The organism is Kordia sp., from assembly GCF_022447245.1.
Classification (GTDB): Bacteria; Bacteroidota; Bacteroidia; order Flavobacteriales; family Flavobacteriaceae; genus Kordia.
The window spans coordinates 118145-136341 of the sequence record NZ_JAKVBC010000002.1; the positions used below are offsets into that span (position 1 = coordinate 118145).

General features: G+C 32.0%; 19 protein-coding genes and 1 pseudogene. 6 read left to right on the top strand and 14 right to left on the bottom strand.

The window, feature by feature from the left end; genetic code table 11:
* The first annotated feature begins 119 nt into the window (after positions 1–119).
* Positions 120–2459 (top strand): M56 family metallopeptidase, encoded by a 2340-nt coding sequence (locus MK119_RS01910; RefSeq protein ID WP_290670190.1) that lies wholly within the window; start codon positions 120–122, stop codon positions 2457–2459.
* A 254-nt stretch (positions 2460–2713) separates the two neighbouring features.
* Positions 2714–3814 (top strand): DUF4407 domain-containing protein, encoded by a 1101-nt coding sequence (locus tag MK119_RS01915; RefSeq protein WP_290670193.1) that lies wholly within the window; start codon positions 2714–2716, stop codon positions 3812–3814.
* Here MK119_RS01915 and MK119_RS01920 read toward each other — a convergent pair.
* From MK119_RS01920 to MK119_RS01965, 10 genes are all read right to left on the bottom strand, one after another.
* Positions 3811–4035 carry a hypothetical protein gene (locus MK119_RS01920; protein WP_290670195.1) on the bottom strand — a complete coding sequence of 75 codons (225 nt, stop codon included), beginning with the start codon at positions 4033–4035 and terminating at the stop codon, positions 3811–3813. The genes MK119_RS01915 and MK119_RS01920 overlap by 4 nt on opposite strands.
* Positions 4036–4162: 127 nt before the next feature.
* A complete protein-coding gene (locus tag MK119_RS01925) occupies positions 4163–4882 on the bottom strand; it encodes a LytTR family DNA-binding domain-containing protein (protein ID WP_290670197.1) in 720 nt (239 codons plus the stop codon).
* Positions 4883–4894: 12 nt separating this feature from the next.
* Complete coding sequence (locus MK119_RS01930) at positions 4895–5218, bottom strand: Hpt domain-containing protein (RefSeq protein ID WP_290670199.1); 324 nt, start codon at positions 5216–5218, stop codon at positions 4895–4897.
* A 1-nt stretch (position 5219) separates the two neighbouring features.
* A complete protein-coding gene (locus MK119_RS01935; RefSeq protein ID WP_290670587.1) occupies positions 5220–6206 on the bottom strand; it encodes an ATP-binding protein in 987 nt (328 codons plus the stop codon).
* Entirely contained in the window at positions 6146–7282 is a 1137-nt protein-coding gene (locus MK119_RS01940; protein ID WP_290670202.1) for a PAS domain-containing protein, read from the bottom strand. Before MK119_RS01940 ends, MK119_RS01935 begins: the two co-directional genes overlap by 61 nt.
* 139 nt (positions 7283–7421) lie before the next feature.
* Positions 7422–7835, bottom strand: a complete 414-nt coding sequence (locus MK119_RS01945; RefSeq protein ID WP_290670205.1) for a response regulator — start codon at positions 7833–7835, stop codon at positions 7422–7424.
* A gap of 286 nt (positions 7836–8121) precedes the next feature.
* The gene (locus MK119_RS01950; protein ID WP_290670208.1) at positions 8122–8493 is read right to left on the bottom strand and encodes an MmcQ/YjbR family DNA-binding protein; all 372 of its coding nucleotides are present in this window, start codon (positions 8491–8493) and stop codon (positions 8122–8124) included.
* Positions 8494–8560: 67 nt separating this feature from the next.
* Positions 8561–8698 (bottom strand): hypothetical protein, encoded by a 138-nt coding sequence (locus tag MK119_RS01955; protein WP_290670212.1) that lies wholly within the window; start codon positions 8696–8698, stop codon positions 8561–8563.
* A gap of 182 nt (positions 8699–8880) precedes the next feature.
* On the bottom strand, positions 8881–9501 hold the full coding sequence (locus MK119_RS01960; RefSeq protein ID WP_290670214.1) for a DUF4230 domain-containing protein: 621 nt from the start codon (positions 9499–9501) through the stop codon (positions 8881–8883).
* 114 nt (positions 9502–9615) lie between these two features.
* Positions 9616–9876: a hypothetical protein gene (locus MK119_RS01965; protein WP_290670217.1), complete on the bottom strand. Its 261-nt coding sequence runs from the start codon at positions 9874–9876 to the stop codon at positions 9616–9618.
* A 189-nt stretch (positions 9877–10065) separates the two neighbouring features.
* On the opposite strand from MK119_RS01965, the gene MK119_RS01970 reads away from it, so the two are divergent.
* On the top strand, positions 10066–10440 hold the full coding sequence (locus MK119_RS01970) for a hypothetical protein (protein WP_290670220.1): 375 nt from the start codon (positions 10066–10068) through the stop codon (positions 10438–10440).
* A 287-nt stretch (positions 10441–10727) separates the two neighbouring features.
* Positions 10728–11069, top strand: a complete 342-nt coding sequence (locus tag MK119_RS01975) for a hypothetical protein (RefSeq protein WP_290670223.1) — start codon at positions 10728–10730, stop codon at positions 11067–11069.
* On the opposite strand, the gene MK119_RS01980 is transcribed toward MK119_RS01975, so the two are convergent.
* From MK119_RS01980 to ruvC, 4 genes and pseudogenes are all read right to left on the bottom strand, one after another.
* A complete protein-coding gene (locus tag MK119_RS01980; RefSeq protein WP_290670226.1) occupies positions 11070–11819 on the bottom strand; it encodes a cyclase family protein in 750 nt (249 codons plus the stop codon).
* Between the two features lie 225 nt (positions 11820–12044).
* The gene (gene hemW, locus MK119_RS01985) at positions 12045–13169 is read right to left on the bottom strand and encodes a radical SAM family heme chaperone HemW (RefSeq protein ID WP_290670590.1); all 1125 of its coding nucleotides are present in this window, start codon (positions 13167–13169) and stop codon (positions 12045–12047) included.
* Positions 13170–13507: 338 nt separating this feature from the next.
* Positions 13508–15202 (bottom strand): hypothetical protein, encoded by a 1695-nt coding sequence (locus MK119_RS01990; RefSeq protein ID WP_290670229.1) that lies wholly within the window; start codon positions 15200–15202, stop codon positions 13508–13510.
* Between the two features lies 1 nt (position 15203).
* A pseudogene (gene ruvC / locus MK119_RS01995) lies at positions 15204–15778 on the bottom strand (crossover junction endodeoxyribonuclease RuvC).
* 75 nt (positions 15779–15853) lie between these two features.
* Here ruvC and MK119_RS02000 point away from each other — a divergent pair.
* Together MK119_RS02000 and MK119_RS02005 are read left to right on the top strand one after the other, a co-directional pair.
* A complete protein-coding gene (locus MK119_RS02000) occupies positions 15854–16837 on the top strand; it encodes a lysylphosphatidylglycerol synthase domain-containing protein (protein WP_290670232.1) in 984 nt (327 codons plus the stop codon).
* Positions 16834–17964, top strand: coding sequence for a glycosyltransferase (locus tag MK119_RS02005; RefSeq protein ID WP_290670235.1), 1131 nt, complete (start codon positions 16834–16836; stop codon positions 17962–17964). Before MK119_RS02000 ends, MK119_RS02005 begins: the two co-directional genes overlap by 4 nt.
* Positions 17965–18197: the final 233 nt, after the last annotated feature.

The window sequence follows — 18197 nt, forward strand, 5'->3', positions numbered from 1 at the left end:
ATTTAAGTGCTATTATTTTCTAGCAAGTTTAGTATTGGCATTTGGCATTTCTTACATTACACATACAACTTATAAGGTGAATAAAAATTTAACGAATAAATTCTAATTCAAACAGACTCATGATCACATATATCATCAAATCAGGATTGTGCTTAGCATTGATATTACTTATTTATAAAGTGATGTTGGAACGTGAACGCATGTATGTGTTCAATAGGTATTATTTACTTTTCGGTTTGTGCTTTGCGCTTACAGTTCCATTCATTACTATGGAAACAGTGGCTGAAATTCCTTTTACTGAAACAGCAAGTACCGGACAACTTCAGAATATAAACACAAGCGAACTTATTGATATTGAATCTGATAACATTCAAGAAGCTTCCACAATTCCTGTATGGATTTTAGTGACTATAAGCTTGTATAGTATTGGATATTTATTGTTTTTCTTTCGCTTCGTTAGAAATATCTATCTGATTATCAATAAAATTATTAAAAGTGTACGTGTTCGCTACAGAGCAGCATCGTTAGTCTTACTAAAAGAAAACGTATTACCACATACATTTTTACATTATATTTTTTTAAAGAAAGAAGCGTACGATTCGCAAAACATTGCCGAAGAATTATACACGCATGAACTTGCGCATGTAACACAAAAACATTCGCTCGATATTATTTTAATTGAATTGATCCAGATCGTATTTTGGTTCAATCCATTACTTATTTATTATAAAAAGGCCATACAGCTCAACCATGAGTTTTTAGCAGATGACGCTGTATTAAAATCAAACACTAAGATTCCGACATACCAACATTTACTATTGGAAAATGCCAATTGGAATCACAACTTACATTTGGCCAGTAATTTGAATTTTTCAGTAACTAAAAAAAGATTACAAATGATGACAAAACATACAACTCGTGCACGCGCCTGGATGATTGGCACACTCACGATTCCTGTTTTTATAAGCGCACTATTTTTGTTTAGCACAAAAGTGATTGCTCAAAAGACGAAAAACAATATAAATAAGACTTCAAAAACGCATATAGCCGTTACAAAAAGTCAAGACTCAAAAGCTGATTATTATAAAGATGCAACTTTCATTTTTGAAGATGCACAAGGGAAAAAAACGAAAAAAACCTACGCACAGCTTAGCACAGAAGAGAAAGCAAGATTGATTCCACCACCACCAAAACCAACAGCCAATCAGCCAAATAAAGAACAATTAAACGCCTGGAAAAATAAAGAGAAGTTTGCGATTTGGTTAGATGGAAAAGTGATTGAAAATAGTGAGATTACAAAACACAAAATTGTACACTATACACAAAGCTTTGTATATAAAAATGCTAGAAGCAAGCGTTTTCCACAATCATACCAAACAAGTTTGTATACAGAAGCAGGTTTTAAATCTTTACTCGCTGATTTTGGAAGTCCATTAAATAAGAAAGCTGTATTGCATTTTAAAGAAGGAAAACACAGCAATTCAGTTATAAGGAAAAAAGTAGGTACTTCTGACAAAGTAAGCGTACGCCATGAGCTTTCTAAAATTAATGAATTGCCTATAAATTATGTAAATGAAAAAAATGGTCCAAATGAAATGGATTTACCCTTAAAAAAAGAAACGATTAGAAAGGTTGAAAGAAAAGATATCGTAGTTCACATCACAAAAGAAGGGAAGTTTATTGTTAATCACAAACTTAAAAGCACTTTTAAAGGTCTTGACAAAAACATTAAGTCAGAATTGAATCGCATTCTACATAAAAGAGCTAGAAATTCAATCATAATTTATCATGAAGACTACAAACAATTTGTAGCAAAAGTAACCTCCTTATTAAAGGAAAATAAGATTTATGATATTGAAACGATCAATATTGCGGATCTTCCGCCACCTCCGCCACCTCCTGCTCCAAAAAAACCAATGATTATTAAAGAAGGAGATGTCAACAAACTTCATGAAATCGTGGTACGTTTTGATAAAAAGCATAAAATTTCAGTAAATGATATCGTTTTGAAATCTATCGATAAACTTCCTTGGGCAATTAAAAATATGGCATCTTCGATAAAAAGTAAGAAGCCCAGCGCAGCTATAATACATGATGCTAAAGATGATAATGCCTCAGATTTGAAGTCTAAAATTAAGCAAATTCTCAAACAAAATAATATTACCGAAGTTCGCACCGTTTTTGCCTATGATTTAAAAATTGTCCCGCCACCGCCACCGCCACCAGCTCCTAAAAATCCAACGGTTAATGAAATAAAGCTTAAGAACAAGGCTAAAAATAAAGCAAAGAGTAAAAGTAAAGCTAAAAACAAGGCAAAGGATAGCAAGAAAGTAGTGCCAAAAGTGATTGAAGTAAAAGAAGTTCCCAAAAAAGAATTAAAAGAAAAACAGTTAGCGTCTACTACTAAAACAGTAAATGAAACTGGTACTTATACTGCTAATGGGAAAAAAATTTATTAGATAACAAAAAATGGAAAAAGAGAATTGAATAATAGATTTGGAGAACGTATTGACGATACAGGAAAAGTTATAGGTGCTTATAAAAGCTAATACAAGTTTCCAAAGATTTTCAAATTCTTAATACTAAACTTACGACTAACACATATAGTCAAGGTGTGTAGAAAGCAGCTTATAAACTCAAAATAAGCTGCTTTTTTTGTAACATTTCAATCGACTTTGCGTTCTTATAGACATCATCAATCAAAAATCATTTTATGTTACAACAATTTTTCCTCGTCTGTTCGGGCGTTGATCGCGCTCTTATACGCGAATGTAGCGCAGGAGAACAAACTAAATATGCAGGTATTGGCGCCACCGTTTTTTTTACAGCATTGATGGCATTTATTGCCAGTGCTTATGCTTTATATACCGTTTTTGACTCTATTTTTGCTGCCATAGGCTTCGGCATTGTTTGGGGATTATTAATCTTCAATTTAGATCGCTTTATTGTTTCTACACTTCGAAAGAAAGATTCGAAATTCGCTGAATTTTCACAAGCTGCACCACGAATTATTTTAGCTATTATTATCGCCATTGTAATTTCCAAACCTTTAGAACTCAAAATCTTTGAAAAAGAAATCAATCAAGTTTTACTAGAGCATAAGAATGAACTGACATTATCAAACAAATCACAAATTGCAGAACAGTATACGCCTGAAATTCAGCAAATCAATCAAGAGATTATTGATTTGAAAGCTGAAGTAACGACAAAAGAAAAAGAAGTAAACGACTGGTATGAAACATATATTGCAGAGGCAGAAGGCAGAAAAGGAACTGAATTAATTGGAAAAGGACCAGTATACAAAGAAAAACGTGAAAAACACGATGCTACATTGCAAGAATTACAAGCATTACGAGCAATAAATGCTGAAAAAATTACCTCTAAAGAAGTTGCTGTTAAAAATCTAATTGCACAACAAAAAGCACAGGAAGCTAATACACAACCTGTCATAGATGGTTTTGATGGTTTAATGGCACGTGTAAATGCATTAAATGAATTGCCTTGGTTGCCATCCTTGTTTATTTTACTATTATTTTTAGCCATAGAAACAGCTCCAATTTTTGCAAAATTAATTACATCAAAAGGTGAATATGATTTAAAACTTCAAGATGCTGAAGATGCTGTAAAAACTTGGGTGAAACAGAAAATTGACCAACGAAAAACTTTATTACAGACAGATATATCTTTAAATAAGAAAGTATATTTAGATCTTATGGAAGAGGAAGAAGTATATCTTTACAAACGTAAAAAAGCACGAGAATTAATGAAGTTACAAGCTGATGCGTTTTTTAATTTACACAAAAAGCAATTTTAATTAGAACTGCTTTTTAAGTGTTTTATCATTCGTTGTTGTGCTTTTGCTTGTGCTATTTGCAAACTCTTGGCAAATTCACTTTCGGCATCTGCACGATACAGCACTTCACCGTTTTTGTATACAATCCACCAATATTTGCTCTCTTGAATATATTCTGCCTTTAGATGATAACCATCTTCTGTGATGACTTCTTTGAATTTTTTATTTCCTTTCCACCTCATGAATTGATTCTCAGTTGTTTATTATTGGTGAGAATGTAAGAAACTTATTTGAAAGAACTTCAAATAATGGTACAAATATTCTAAAGGTTAGACGAATGTATATAAAAAAACGATGAATGTTCTGAACTTATAATAGATTTAAGCGCTGCATGAGCTCTTTACGATTTGCCCTACTTACTGGAATTACATCTTGTTTTATTAAAACACTATTATCTTCAATATCAACAATTTTAGTAGTATTGATGATATAAGATCGATGTACTTTTAAAAATAAATGAGTTGGAAGTTTTTCTTCTATTTTTTTTAGTGTAGAATGTACTACATAGTTTTTGTCTTCAGCTTTTATTTTAATGTAATCACCTTTAGCTTCGATCACACAGATATCTGGCACATTGATTTTTACCAAACGACGATCAATATTTACATATAAATCATTCCCTACTGTAGAATTTTCTTCAGGATTTACTGGAGCTATCTCCTCTGGTTTGCTTACAACACCTCTTTCTTTGATACGTGCTACAGCTTTTGCAAAACGTACTGGTGTTATCGGTTTTACTAAATAATCAACTACGCAATCATATTCAAAAGCATCTAATGCAAAGTTTTTATCAGAAGTAGTGAGAATTACCAATGGTGGATTTTTTAAGGTTTGAATAAAATCAAAACCTGAAAATGTAGGCATGTGAATGTCTAAGAAAATTAAATCGACAGTATTGCTATTCAAATATTTAATTGCATCAATAGCATTATCAAATTCTTCTGCAATGTTAAGTTCTTCTATTTTCTTACACAGCTGCTTGGTTATCGCTCTAGCAGTAGCTTCATCATCTACAATAATACACTTCATAAGTAGGCAGTCTTATATCGTCGTTAAAAATTCTTCCATTTTTTGCAAAATGCTGAGAAATGTTTCATAGCGTTTGGGATCCTCATTTTTCAATTCTTCTTCAAAAGCAATTGCAAAGTCATAACTTTTTTCGAGTCCCAAAATACTAATTTTATGTTTAATTTTATGCACATGCTCCGCTGAATTTAGATAGTTTTTCAAGCGAACACTTTCTGTAAAGGCTTCTTTTTCTTTTGGAAGCTCTTTTTTTAAGATGGCAATTAGGTTTGCTTCAAATTCGGCATCGCCATCCGAAAGTTCTTTTATGTATGATAAGTTGGGACTATCTTGTTGCATGTTATTTTTTTAGTTTAAAAAAGAATGTGGTTCCTTTTCCTTCTTCAGATTCTAATGAAATGGTTCCTTTATATAACTCTATGATTTTTTTCACAATTGATAAACCAATTCCAGTAGATTTTCCTTTTCTGTCAAGTGTTTGGAATATTTTAAAGATTTTATCATGATAGGCTTTCGCAATTCCAACGCCATTATCAGACACCGAAAATTTCCAATAATTTTTTAACTCAGTATATTGTACTTCTACAATTCCTTCTTCTTTATCAATATGAACAATTGCGTTGCTGATTAAATTTTGGAATAATTGTTTGATTCGCGTTTTATCAGCATTAATTATAGGTAATTCTTCTGGGAAGGTAAATTTAATATGTTCTGGAATGTATAAAATGGTTTTAATTTCTTCTAGTACTTCTTTTATGTTTACTTCTTGCGTTGTAAGAACGTTTTTATCATTTACACTCGAATAACGTAAAATTCCGTCAATGAGTGCGTCCATTTGCTCTAATTTGTTGTTCAACTTATCAAAAGTATCATTGGCTTCCTCATCCAACACATGCTCATAATCTTCTTGAAACCATGAAATTAATGCGTTAATACTTCGCAGAGGCGATTTTAAATCATGCGAAACTATATGTGCAAAATCGCGCAATTCTTTATTACTACGTTTTAAATTTTCGAGCAATTCTTTATTTTCACTTTCGGCAGCAATCCTTCTTTCTAAATTCACTGCTTTTGTCAATTGAATAGAAACCAAATTGGCTACATTTTTCAGTAAGCGCAAATGCTCTTTTGTAAAAAAGTTCTTGGTAGAATGTTCGGAATCAATAACTCCCACGACTTCTCCTTTGATGATAATTGGCACTGAAATTTCTGAATAGCGTCTCATATCATCAACTACATAACGCTCATCTTTAGTTGTATCATGTACTAAAGCAGCTTTTCCAGTTGCGCAACATTCCCTACTATTCCTTTTCCAAACGGAATGTATAGCTTATCAATAATTTCTTTGTTTTCATCAACTTTAGCACCGTAGCCAGCTATTTGCTCTAATATATTTTCTTCTTTGTTGACTAAATACACTACACAATCTTCAAACTCTAAATCGCGAGCAGTTACATTCGCTATTTCCCAAGCAATATCATGAATGTTTAGTTTCCCAATAAAAGAGCGCGTTAAATTATTCAAAGTATTCAACATTAAACGTCTTTTATGTTTAACGGAAACATCTTCAACAAAAGCTAACTGGTACTTCATTTTTCCATTACCATCTCGAACTCCAGTAACACTTGTCTTTGATAAAAATGAGGTTCCATCCTTTCGTTTGTACTTTTCTGTAAGACTGTAATGATCAATTTCTTTAGCAATCATTCTACTGTATAATCTTCTAGATTTCTCATGAGCATCTTCGTATGAAAGTGCATCTACAGGAGTTCCTAAAAGTTCTTTATCAGTATATTGAATGAGTTTTTGAAACGCATTATTTGTTTTGATGATTTTTCGATCTTGTGCCAAAACAATTCCTAAAGTAGAGTTATCAACAATGGCTGCCAATTGCTCTTGCTGCTCCTCAAAGTTTACTGCATTTTCTTTAGATATGGTAATATCTCTTACAACGCCTTGCGCCGCTGTTATTTTCCCTTCTTCATTATAAATTAAGCTCGCATTAATCTGTACCCACTTTACTTCCTTATTCTTTGTAAAAATTCGCGCTTCATAATTTGTAAACGAACCTTTTTCAATAAGTGCTGCGAAGGAATTCATTGCATACTCAAAGTCTTTACTGTAAATTAAATTGACAACGTTGATTGGTTCTTCTTTAATATCATATCCTATCAATTTGACTGCAGCATCATTCATTTTGATGACATTTCCCTTAGTATCCATGACAATAAAGGAATCGAGGATATTTTCAAAAAACGCATTGTATTCATGTGTTTTCGATTTGAGGGCTTCTTGTGTTTCTAGCAATTCGCTAGTACGGCTCAAGAGCAATTCTTCCGCTTTTTCACGGGCTCTTTTTTCGTTTTGGAGGGCTAGTTCAAGGGCTTGAATCTTATCTTTCATTTAGAACGCAAATCTAGTTTCAAGGGATTTTCGCGTTTGAAGATAATAAATTCCAAATAATTTTCGGTCAATAAACAAAATTAACCGATGAACTGCAATCTTGGTGCTTTAATTGGAATAAGAATTTTGAAATGCTTTTTTAGAATTCTATAACTTCATTTACCATCCAATAATCAACTACACGCTGTATTTTTTTAATGTAGTCTTCATAACGTAATGGTTTGATAATGTAGCCTGCAATTCCGAGATTGTAGCTTTCCAACATATCTTGATGATTGTTAGAAGTTGTTACGATGATTGCTGGAATGTAACGTAGATGTGAATCTTCTTTAAGTTCTTTTAGAAATTCAAGTCCATTCATCTTTGGCATATTTAAATCCAATAGGATAACATTAGGTAGCTCTTGTTTCTTTCGTAAGATATCAAGTGCTTCCTCTCCGTTCTTAGCCTCGAGTATTCTGTGAGTAAATCCTAACTTTTTTAAAGATTTTTTAAACTTCAATACTTCGATCTCATCATCTTCGATGAATAAAAATGAAAGATTCTCTAACATTTGTTTAATTTATGGTTTTCAGCAATTAAAACGTAAATTTCCCGTTTATATGCGATATAGTTTAGTTCTTTCGATTAAATGATTTTTTAAGCAGGTTGAATGGTATTTATTCGTAGATTAGTGGTTTTCTGTTTTCTGCATTTTTTATGCTCTTTTTACCTCTGTTTGTGCTATTTTCTTAGAATAAACTTCCTTTCTATTTGATGATAACCTATTTTAAATGTATCCAAATACTTTCCCAATAGATTTTTAAGAGCAAATTGACGGTTAATAGTGTCTCTATTTTTTATTGATATTTTGCCAATTCGGCTTGTTGTTTCTTAGTCATTCCTTTGACAACTAAATTGTACGATTCATCAACTAATTCTTTGATAAAATTATTTGGCAATTCGCCATGATATAATTCAATAGTATTCCAATGCTTTTTACTCATGTGATAGCCAGGTTTGATACTATCATATTCACCTCTAAGTTCTTCTGCCTTTTCAGGATCGCATTTTAAATTAACAGATGGAATACCTTCCTCCCATTTTTTTAAAGATGTTAAGGCGAACATTTTCCCTAAAACTTTAAAAACCAATGTATCTTGATCAAAAGGAAATTCTTCTGTAACTGCTGGTTTTTTAATACAAAATTCGCGAAGTAATTCTATGTCCATAAACACTATTTGCTGACAAGATATAAAAATCTTATCAACAGAGGAAGCTTTGGAAAATGATTAAAGATTATGCATTAATATCTGTGTGATCATGCATTCCTTTTCTTTTGTTTTTTTGCTTAGGTGTCGCCTTTTGAATAGGAGCGATATCTAAGCTTACAAGAACATCATTTAGATAATAAATTACTTTATCAATTAGTGACATCTTATTGTTATTTTAGGTTGGGACAAATATACAGCAAGAATGTGTAAAAGAAGGTTATATTTTGTTTAAATCAATATAAAATTTCGATAAAATATAGGATTTTAAGACAAATAGTCTACAAAAATACTAGAGAAATTGTTTTTCAATGTCAAAAACGTGAATTCCAATCTTTTAAAAAATAACTAAGAATTGTTCTTTTTCAAGTGATTAACCTCATCTGCGGGAAGTGTTATCTCTGAATAATCTAATGTCCAACCAATTGTTTCCACAATTTTTTGAATGACTAAAACAGCATTCAAAGCTTCTTGTTTTGCTGTAATTAACAAACCACTTTCAGGAACTTTATCAATGATGTGTTGTTTTGCTTGTTGGTTGAGTTTGGTTAAATCATCAGCACTAAATTTATTGAACAATCCATCTTTTATATCATAATATGTAAAGTCGGTTTCTATTGTTAAAATTTCTGGTTGCGGCACATAAACAATTCGTATAGTTTTATTGTTTTTATCAGCTTCTAAACGTATCTTTTTTAAATCATATCCAACGCTAGCTCTGGCTTTAATTACAATTAGCGCCCGCTTTTTACTAGAAATCATTCGTAAAAAATGTTCTGATTTATCTTCATAATGATAAATCTCACTAAAATCACCTTCTACTGATGTGAGTTTACACACATTTTTAATTTTGTCTAAAAGCAAATGTGCCTGTTGCGTGATGCGCTTCTCCGATTGTCTTTTACCTATATAATCATACACAAAGTACGATACAATTCCTCCGATTAATACTGCTAAAAATATATCCATATACAAGCGATTAACAAAAACCATTCCTGATTTGCATGCTAGTAAATGTACTGTAATTTTAAATGATAGTACTAATAGAAATAAGATTGCATGTAAAGTATGACAAAAAAGAACTTACGTTATTCCTAATATTCGATTTCGCGCTTGCTCGGTTTCTCTAATATCTTCTTGTGTACGGACAAATAACTCAATGATGGCATTTTCAATATCTTCATTTTCGTTTAATCCATTAAATACATTTCGGATCATAGACGAGCCATAAGGCTTATCATTTCTGCTAGTTACTTTTTTCTCTTTTAATATTTTTAGCACACCATCTGTATAATGATATCCCAACACTTCCTTGAGTTTTTTACGCTGTTCTTTTCGTATCATATGTATACCTATCGTTTTATAATTAGTAAATTGCTAAATTAATGTCGCTTTTATGACACACATTATAGAGCTTACAGTATAATATTACAAACTATTTTCTACATAAAGAAACTTTATGCTGAAAAATTTAGTAAAACGATTAAAATAATCGACAGAATTATCATCTTTATCAAGCATAAAAACCTCAGTATGCGCGAGTTTGATACGTCAATAAACGTAGGAAATGGCTATATAAGCAAGCAATCGAAATCTAGCGCCTCTGTAGGCAGTGATGTATTAGAGAGGATAATCGACACGTATCCAGATTTAAGTCCGCTTTGGCTACTAACTGGAAAAGGCACTATTATTATTGAAGTAGTTGATAAAAAGAATACTGACGATACAAAAAATACAAACAAAGCAAATGAAACTCCATTTATCTATAACACCTTCGATGAAATTATTGAATCAAAAATAGAATGCATAGTTGCACGTCAATTGAAAACTTTTGGCGACAAACTTGAAAATATTCCTACTTTAGAAAAAATCAGTGACGAAATTCAGAAGAGTTTTAATAAAAATTAATGATTAATAAGTAGGAACGCTATGTGATTTTTTGAGAATCATTGAGAATCATTGAGAATCAACGGTATACAATTCCTGTCTTTTCCAGAAAAAATTCTATAAATAATGTAAAATGTGTATATTTACTAGATGACTCATTTGTGCTGATTTACTGTCAGTTTAAGTGACGTTTTTAAATTTAAAAAAAACTATTTTCTATGAAAATTGATTTTTTCATAGTTTAATTTCCATATACAATGAAGATAATCGACAGAATCATTCAATTTATTAAGTATAAAAATATGAGCATGAGAGCCTTTGATATCTCTATAAAAGTAGGAAATGGCTATACGAGTAAGCAATCAAAATCAGGCGCTTCTATTGGAAGTGATGTTTTAGAGAGAATAATCGATACGTATCCAGATCTTAATCCTCTTTGGTTGATTACAGGAAAAGGCGATATGACACTACCTGTTAAGAAATCTGGAGAACCACTTCCAGATTATGGAGAAACCATTGATGAAATTTTAGAAAATAAAATCAAACGAATCGTTCAAGAGCAACTCAAAGAATTCAGTGACAAGTTGGAATCTTTTCCAACCTTGGATCAAATTAGTAAAGAAATTAAGAAGAATTTACGAGGCGAGTAGTTACTTGATTATTTTATACAAAATTGGCTTGCTTGGCGTAGCATCATTTTCAAACGGCGCAATTTGAATATTTATATAATACGCTCCATCTTCAATAGTATTTGCTACATAAATAAATTCTGTAATAGTAGCATCCATACGAATATTTCCTGAGGTATTCCAAAAAGCATTATGCGCTAGCAATTCTCCTCCATCTTTTTCTTTATCGACACTTGGCAAATCAAGCAGCAAATGTTTGATTCCTTTCTCGCGTAGATATATTGCCGCAGCTTCTTCTAAATATGGCGGATTCGTATTCGAGTACTGTCGTTGCTTTTTTTCATCAAAATTAGGCAATGTACGAAGAACAATGGCTTCACGCTTTTTATTCCCTATATTCATTTGTAATTGCTTCTTTGAAATCACAAAATCATCTCCTTTTTTTTCAGGAACAACCGTGATCAATTCCGCATAGAAGAAAAATTGCGTTAAATTTTGATTGACAGAGTATACTTCTTGCGTAATATGCCCAACACATTCGGTATGTGTTCCATGTGAGTGCGGATTAAAATAAATATTATTAAAGTTAACATTACCGCCTTCTTTCACGCTTCCAACCCAATTATCTAGTCGTACTGGTTCAATTTTTGGTGCTCCAAGATACCATGCATTAACATTGTCTTTAGAAGCTCGTAATGGAATGGAAATATCAAGCGGTTTAGATAAATCTATTTGATGTTTGGTTGTTTTACGTAGAATTGTACAAATCATAACACAAAAATACGAATTGATTTTTTCTTACCTTGACAAAGTGTATAAAAAGCCTTTTTACCATAAAAAATCATTTCTTTTTGCTTGGGTATTATTTCTACTATCACTGGTATTTTCTATATGGCTTTTACAAGAAAATGGTCCTTAAGATTTATTTACATTTCTATTTATCAGATTGCCTCATCATATTATTTTTGCAATTACTCTTGTATTCGCAGGACAAGATTAAACTTTGAAAAAATCTGCTGCAATTCCGTCACATAAAAACTTTCCTTTTTGTGTTGTTTTGATAAGATTTCCTTCTGTTTGAATCGTTTTTTCTTTTACGTGGATTTCTGCTATTTTATGTGTATGCTGCAGATAGCTTTCTCCAAATTCTTGTTGAATATACTCCAGAGAAATTCCCCAAACAGTGCGCAAACTTGTCATTACATATTCGTTGTACTGATCGTTTATGGAAAGTTGTTCTGAAGTGAGTGGAAGTATATTTTCTGCTATACTTTTTATGTATTTGGTATTGTTTGACACATTCCAGCTTCTTGTGCTTTTTTGAAACGAATGTGCACTTGGTCCAATTCCAAGATAACTTGCACCTTTCCAATACGAAGTATTGTGTTTTGAAAAGTAATTCGGTTTTCCAAAGTTTGAGATTTCATAATGTATGAATCCTTGTTTTTCGGTAGCTTCAACCAATTCATTGAAGTGTGCTAAAGATGCCTCTTCAGAAATGGCAGGATATTTTCCTTGCCGGATAAATTTTTCCAATGCCGTTTTTGGCTCTACCGTAAGTGCATAACTTGAAATATGATGGATACCATAATTAAAAACCGTTTCCATGTTCGTTTTCCACTGTTTCATGGTCATATTTGGAATTCCGTAAATCAAATCAATGGTAATATTATCAAAATGTTGTGTCGCAAATTCTAAGCATTTTTTTGCTTCTTCACTATTATGCGCACGATTCATCAAGGATAAATGCTCATCATAAAACGACTGAATTCCTATACTCAATCGATTTACGGATGATTTTGCCAAATCGATAATTTTGGCTTCCGTTAAGTCATCTGGATTTGCTTCCAAGGTAATTTCTGGAGTATTAGATACCTTGTAATATTGGTTAACCGTTTGCAAAATTCCATTGATTTCTTCTAATGAAAGTACACTTGGAGTTCCTCCACCAAAATATATAGTTTCAACAAGTGTACCTTCCAATGCTGTTTTACGCAATTGTAATTCTCGCTTGAGCGCGTGCAATAGTTGATCTTTCTTAGCCAAAGACGTAGAAAAATGAAAATCGCAATAATGACATGCTTGCTTACAAAATGGTATATGTATATAAATTCCTGCTATAACTACTAATGTATTTTAATTACTACGAGCAAGACATCAAAAGTCTTATGATTGTTATTGCAAAAATAACAATTCATATAATCATACGTAATGGAGAAGCCAGTTTTTCGTCCTATATTTCCTCAAGAAAACCTTCTGAGGCTAATACTTCTAGCTTCTGTTTTTGTAATTCGTTCTTCTTCCTTATTATCCTTCTCATAATCTGTACAATTAGTGACAAAAGTTGGTTTTTGAACGGTAAGTCCGCAGACAATTCCTTGTGAAGAAGAAAATTTTCTGTTGGTAGATACTTTACATAATTCTAATTAGGCACTCATAATTAGCTGTTTTTTAGCTAATTAATTTTGAGGAATCACATATAGTGTGGGATTTATGGCTTTGAGTGAATCTATATTTTTTTGTGTAATATATTTCGGATTTACAAGAATGCGTTCCAAACTTGGTTTTTTGGCCATTGCATAAGGAATATTTTTGATAGGTGTATCGTGGACAATAATACTAAATACGCTTTTTAGCGATTCCAATTCCGTTGGAAATACTGTAAAATCGTTCCCATCTAAAGATACACGCCCTAAACTATCAAGTTTTTTAAATGAACCTGGCAAGTCTTTCAATCGGTTTGCACTTACATTCAAGTATTTTAATACTTCTAAATCTCCAAAAGATTGTGGTAGTTTTTCAATTTTATTACCATATAGGCTTAAGTTTCTAAGGTTTATTAAATCTCCAAAGTTTTCAGGCAAAGTATTGATTCGGCTTCGGTTAGCAGATAACATTATTAATTGTGAACAATATGCTACCTCAACCGGTAAACTTGTTAGTTTGGTTTGTGAAATATCCAATACTTGTAAGCATTGTAAATTTCCAATGCTTTTAGGCAAAGACGTTAACTTCAAATTATTTTCTAATCCTAAATATTTTAAATTACGTAATTCTCCGATAGCTTCTGGAAGTTTTTCAAAACGATTTCCATACATATCTAACATCAATAATTGATCTAAGAGTTTTATATTACCTGGCAACTCCTTTATGCCGCATCTATTCAATAAAAGTACTTTCAAATTTGGAAGCTGACTGAGTTCTTCTATCGTTTTTTCTAAGTTTGTAAATTGATTAAAAGATAGGTTTAAGATTTGTAAATTTTTGAACGCAAATAAAGTTTTTGGAAGCTCTTCATAATTATTATTGGAAAGATTCAACACATATACTTCCTCTTTTTTCGGCAACAATGCTTCTAGATCTCTAACGTTTGGCTCTCTTGCAATATCATTCAGAATTTCAACACTGCGATAGGTTTTATCTGGAAACAAATCAAATTCATGACAATTATTTTTAAGCATGTTTTCCAGTTCTATTATTGTAAATTTTGGCAATTCAAAATTTGCAATTTCGTCATACTTTATCTCATCATTTATGAGCGCTTTCATTAGTAATGAATCTTGTTTAAAACCACGGTCTTCTAAAAAAGCAGTATCCCAAATAGCACCTTCTTTGTTTCCTCCAAAGTGCTTAGAAAACACCATGTAATAGTAATTATTTCTAACGTCGTCATAAGTTCCGGACATTCGTGTACGTTGCTCGTAAACTTTAGCTGCAATATCAAACTTTTTTGCCAAAAAAGCAGCGTTTCCTTTCCATGATAACAAAAAAGAATTTTTGCCGTGTTTTTTAATAATTGTTTCAATATCTTCTAACGCTTTCTCAAATTCTGCTATATGTAAATATGCTTGAAATCGAAACATTTTAGCAACTGAACTTTCAGGCTTTTTTTCAAGATAAGTATTCAAATCTGCAATAATACCTTCTAAATCTAATGGATCAACATTTGTTGCAATCCTAGCTCTTGAAAAATACGCTTCCGTATCTTCTGGAGTTCGCTTTATATATTCATCAAATAATTGCTTAGAAGCTTTCCACTTTTTAGCTTCTAATGCTTTTTTAAGTCGTTCTTTAACTTCTTCGTCACTAAGTCCACAAGAAAATACTAATATTGACATCAAGCCAATAATAAATACCCTAAAAAGTTTTGTCATTTTATTTTTTAACTCTGTTTTCGTTTTGTTTTACAAAGCTCGCCCAACCTGAATAACTCTTTCCAACTTCTACTCTACCCGAATTGTAAAAGTGACAGACTGCTGCTGCCAAACCATCGGTAGAATCTAAATTTTGGGAAGCGTTTTGAGTTGTAATAAGCTTTGTAACATTTTGGCAACTTGTTCTTTACTGGCATTTCCATTTCCAGTAATGGCCATTTTTATTTTTTTGGGAGAATATTCGATAATAGGAACTTCGCGTGACAAACCTGCTGCCATTGCCACACCTTGGGCGCGACCAAGTTTCAGCATGGATTGCACGTTTTTACCAAAGAATGGTGCTTCAATCGCAATTTCATCTGGATGATAGGTATCTATCAATTCAATCGTACGTTCAAAAATCAGTTTCAGCTTTAAATAATGGTCTTTGTATTTTTGAAGCTGTAATTCATTGAGTTGCAAAAAGTGCATTTTTTTCCCTACAACTCTAATCAATCCAAAACCCATAATCGTAGTTCCTGGATCAATTCCTAGTATTATTTTTTCAGTTTTTGACGTCTTTTTCTCTTGATTCATCTATTTCCAATGGTATCTCATCATGAAACGCAGCTCCATGATAGATTTGTATTTCGAAATGCTTTACTTTGTACTATGCAGATTTCGGTATCACACAAAACTAAGCAATTCTTTGCGTTAGCTATAAAAGTAGCGATACTTATTGGTGCAGCCTATTTTATTTTTGACAAATTAGTAAATAATACTCAATTAGATTTTGATACTTTTTTAACGCAACTCAAAACTTCTCAACTTATACAACCAAGTATTATTTTTGGTCTTTTTGCAATTACTTTTTTGAATTGGTTTATGGAAATTGTGAAATGGAAAACATTGGTAAGTTCTATAAAACCGATTTCACTTTGGGAAAGTACCGCACATAGTTTGGGCGGATTAACAGCTTCATTGTTTACACCAAATCGTGTGGGCGAATATGGTGCGAAAGCATTGTATTTTAAGAAGTCTGAACGAAAACGAGTTGTAGGTTTAAATTTTCTTGGAAACTTTGCACAACTTATTGCCACTGTTATTTTTGGCGTGATTGGTTTCTCCATTTTTGTCATAGAATTTGGCATAGAATTGCCTTGGTATAGAATTTTACGAATTTTTGCCTTTATACTGGTTTTGGGTGGACTTTTCTTTGTAGGCACCAAACAGAAACGATTTCGTATTAAAGGTTTTTCATGGGAACGTGTTCGTAGTTTTATTCGAAATGTTTCTAGGGAAAGTCATTTTAAAAATCTTAGTCTGTCCATAATTCGTTACGCTATTTTTTCACATCAGTTTTATGCGTTATTATTATTTTTTGGATTGAATACATCATACTTTATTACCATGAGCACTATTGCTTCCATGTATTTGATTACTTCCATAATTCCGATGTTATTTATTTTCGATGTCATTGTAAAAGGAAGTGTTGCCGTATGGCTTTTTGGTTACCTTAACATCTCTGAATTAAACATTCTTTCTGTAGTTTCTTTGATGTGGATTCTGAACTTTGTGTTGCCAAGCATTGCAGGAAGCTATTTTGTATTGAATTTTACACCTTTGCAAGCCAAAGAAAAATCAATTGCTTCATGATACAGATTCTTCTTTATTTCATTTGCGGAAGCTATGCTTTGTTAATTACAAGCTTAGTGTATGGTTTTTGGAAAGTTCCCATAACAAAACAACAAGAAGTTACAACATTTACTGAGTTTTCAGTGATTATTCCTTTTCGTAATGAAGCTAAAAATTTACCAAAACTATTAACATCAATTGCTGCTTTGAAGTATCCTGCATCAAAGGTTTCATTTTGGTTTGTCAATGATGCTTCAGAAGATACTTCTTGTGAAATCATAGAAAAGTTTCACAAAGAATACACAGCCTTTAACATAGATATTTTACAAAACAAACGCACTTCCAATTCACCAAAAAAGGATGCAATTACAACCGCTATTTCCAACATTCAAAGTGACTGGATTGTTACTACAGATGCCGATTGCTTAGTGCCTGAAAATTGGCTACATCTGCTGAATCAGAAGATTGTTTTGGAGCAACCAAAAATGATTGCTGCGCCTGTTACATATGTCCAAGAAAGCTCATTTTTCAGCACCTTCCAATTGCTCGATTTTTTAAGTTTACAAGGAACAACCATTGGGAGCTTTGGCTTACAACTACCTTTTATGTGCAATGGCGCCAATTTCGCTTATGAAAAGAAAGCTTTTATGGAAGTCCAGGGATTTATAGGAAATGATACGATTGCTAGTGGTGATGATGTTTTTTTGTTGGAAAAATTCATCCAGCAATGGCCAAAAAAAGTGGTGTATCTAAAATCTGCAAAAGCATTAGTACAAACATTCGCCGTACATACATGGAGTGAATTTGTTTCACAACGTGTCCGATGGGCTTCAAAAAGTGCTAACTACAAGTTATTTACAGGCAAACTCATAGGAATTATTGTGCTTTTGATGAATCTTCTATTTTGTTTGCTTCCAGTTTTTCTATTTACTGCTGTTGTTTCATGGAAGTCGCTACTTATATTTTTTGTTTCAAAGATTATCATTGACAGCATTTTATTGCTTCAAACAATGCAGTTTACCCAACAAAAAGTGCAAGCTTTCCACATCTTCTTAAGTGGAATTCTGTATCCATACATTACTATTTTTATTTTCTTCCGATCGTTATTTTCTACATACAGATGGAAAAATAGAAGATTCAATAAATGATAAATTTGTCTTATTTTTCCAAGGAACCTATTTGAAGCGCTATTTTTTTCTAACTATAAGTGCATAACCAACTTACCACCATGATGAAAACCGATACTACTTGGAATATTTTCCAAAAATAACCTTTCGCTTCTTTTTTATTTACGTCTTACTCTATATGTTTCCGTTTCCTTTAAATGGCTTTCAGTATTTACATAATAATGTTGTTATTTTTTTAAATGATACTATAAGTG

Coding starts and splice junctions, on each gene's coding strand:
- MK119_RS01975 (WP_290670223.1), top strand. CDS start 10,728: ATGAGAGCCTTTGATATCTCTATAAAAGTAGGAAATGGCTATACGAGT.
- MK119_RS02000 (WP_290670232.1), top strand. CDS start 15,854: ATGCAGATTTCGGTATCACACAAAACTAAGCAATTCTTTGCGTTAGCT.
- MK119_RS01925 (WP_290670197.1), bottom strand. CDS start 4,882: ATGAAGTGTATTATTGTAGATGATGAAGCTACTGCTAGAGCGATAACC.
- MK119_RS01940 (WP_290670202.1), bottom strand. CDS start 7,282: ATGAAAGATAAGATTCAAGCCCTTGAACTAGCCCTCCAAAACGAAAAA.
- MK119_RS01910 (WP_290670190.1), top strand. CDS start 120: ATGATCACATATATCATCAAATCAGGATTGTGCTTAGCATTGATATTA.
- MK119_RS01930 (WP_290670199.1), bottom strand. CDS start 5,218: ATGCAACAAGATAGTCCCAACTTATCATACATAAAAGAACTTTCGGAT.
- MK119_RS01915 (WP_290670193.1), top strand. CDS start 2,714: ATGTTACAACAATTTTTCCTCGTCTGTTCGGGCGTTGATCGCGCTCTT.
- MK119_RS01980 (WP_290670226.1), bottom strand. CDS start 11,819: ATGATTTGTACAATTCTACGTAAAACAACCAAACATCAAATAGATTTA.
- MK119_RS01945 (WP_290670205.1), bottom strand. CDS start 7,835: ATGTTAGAGAATCTTTCATTTTTATTCATCGAAGATGATGAGATCGAA.
- MK119_RS02005 (WP_290670235.1), top strand. CDS start 16,834: ATGATACAGATTCTTCTTTATTTCATTTGCGGAAGCTATGCTTTGTTA.
- MK119_RS01960 (WP_290670214.1), bottom strand. CDS start 9,501: ATGGATATATTTTTAGCAGTATTAATCGGAGGAATTGTATCGTACTTT.
- MK119_RS01920 (WP_290670195.1), bottom strand. CDS start 4,035: ATGAGGTGGAAAGGAAATAAAAAATTCAAAGAAGTCATCACAGAAGAT.
- MK119_RS01990 (WP_290670229.1), bottom strand. CDS start 15,202: ATGACAAAACTTTTTAGGGTATTTATTATTGGCTTGATGTCAATATTA.
- MK119_RS01950 (WP_290670208.1), bottom strand. CDS start 8,493: ATGGACATAGAATTACTTCGCGAATTTTGTATTAAAAAACCAGCAGTT.
- MK119_RS01970 (WP_290670220.1), top strand. CDS start 10,066: ATGCGCGAGTTTGATACGTCAATAAACGTAGGAAATGGCTATATAAGC.
- MK119_RS01965 (WP_290670217.1), bottom strand. CDS start 9,876: ATGATACGAAAAGAACAGCGTAAAAAACTCAAGGAAGTGTTGGGATAT.
- MK119_RS01955 (WP_290670212.1), bottom strand. CDS start 8,698: ATGTCACTAATTGATAAAGTAATTTATTATCTAAATGATGTTCTTGTA.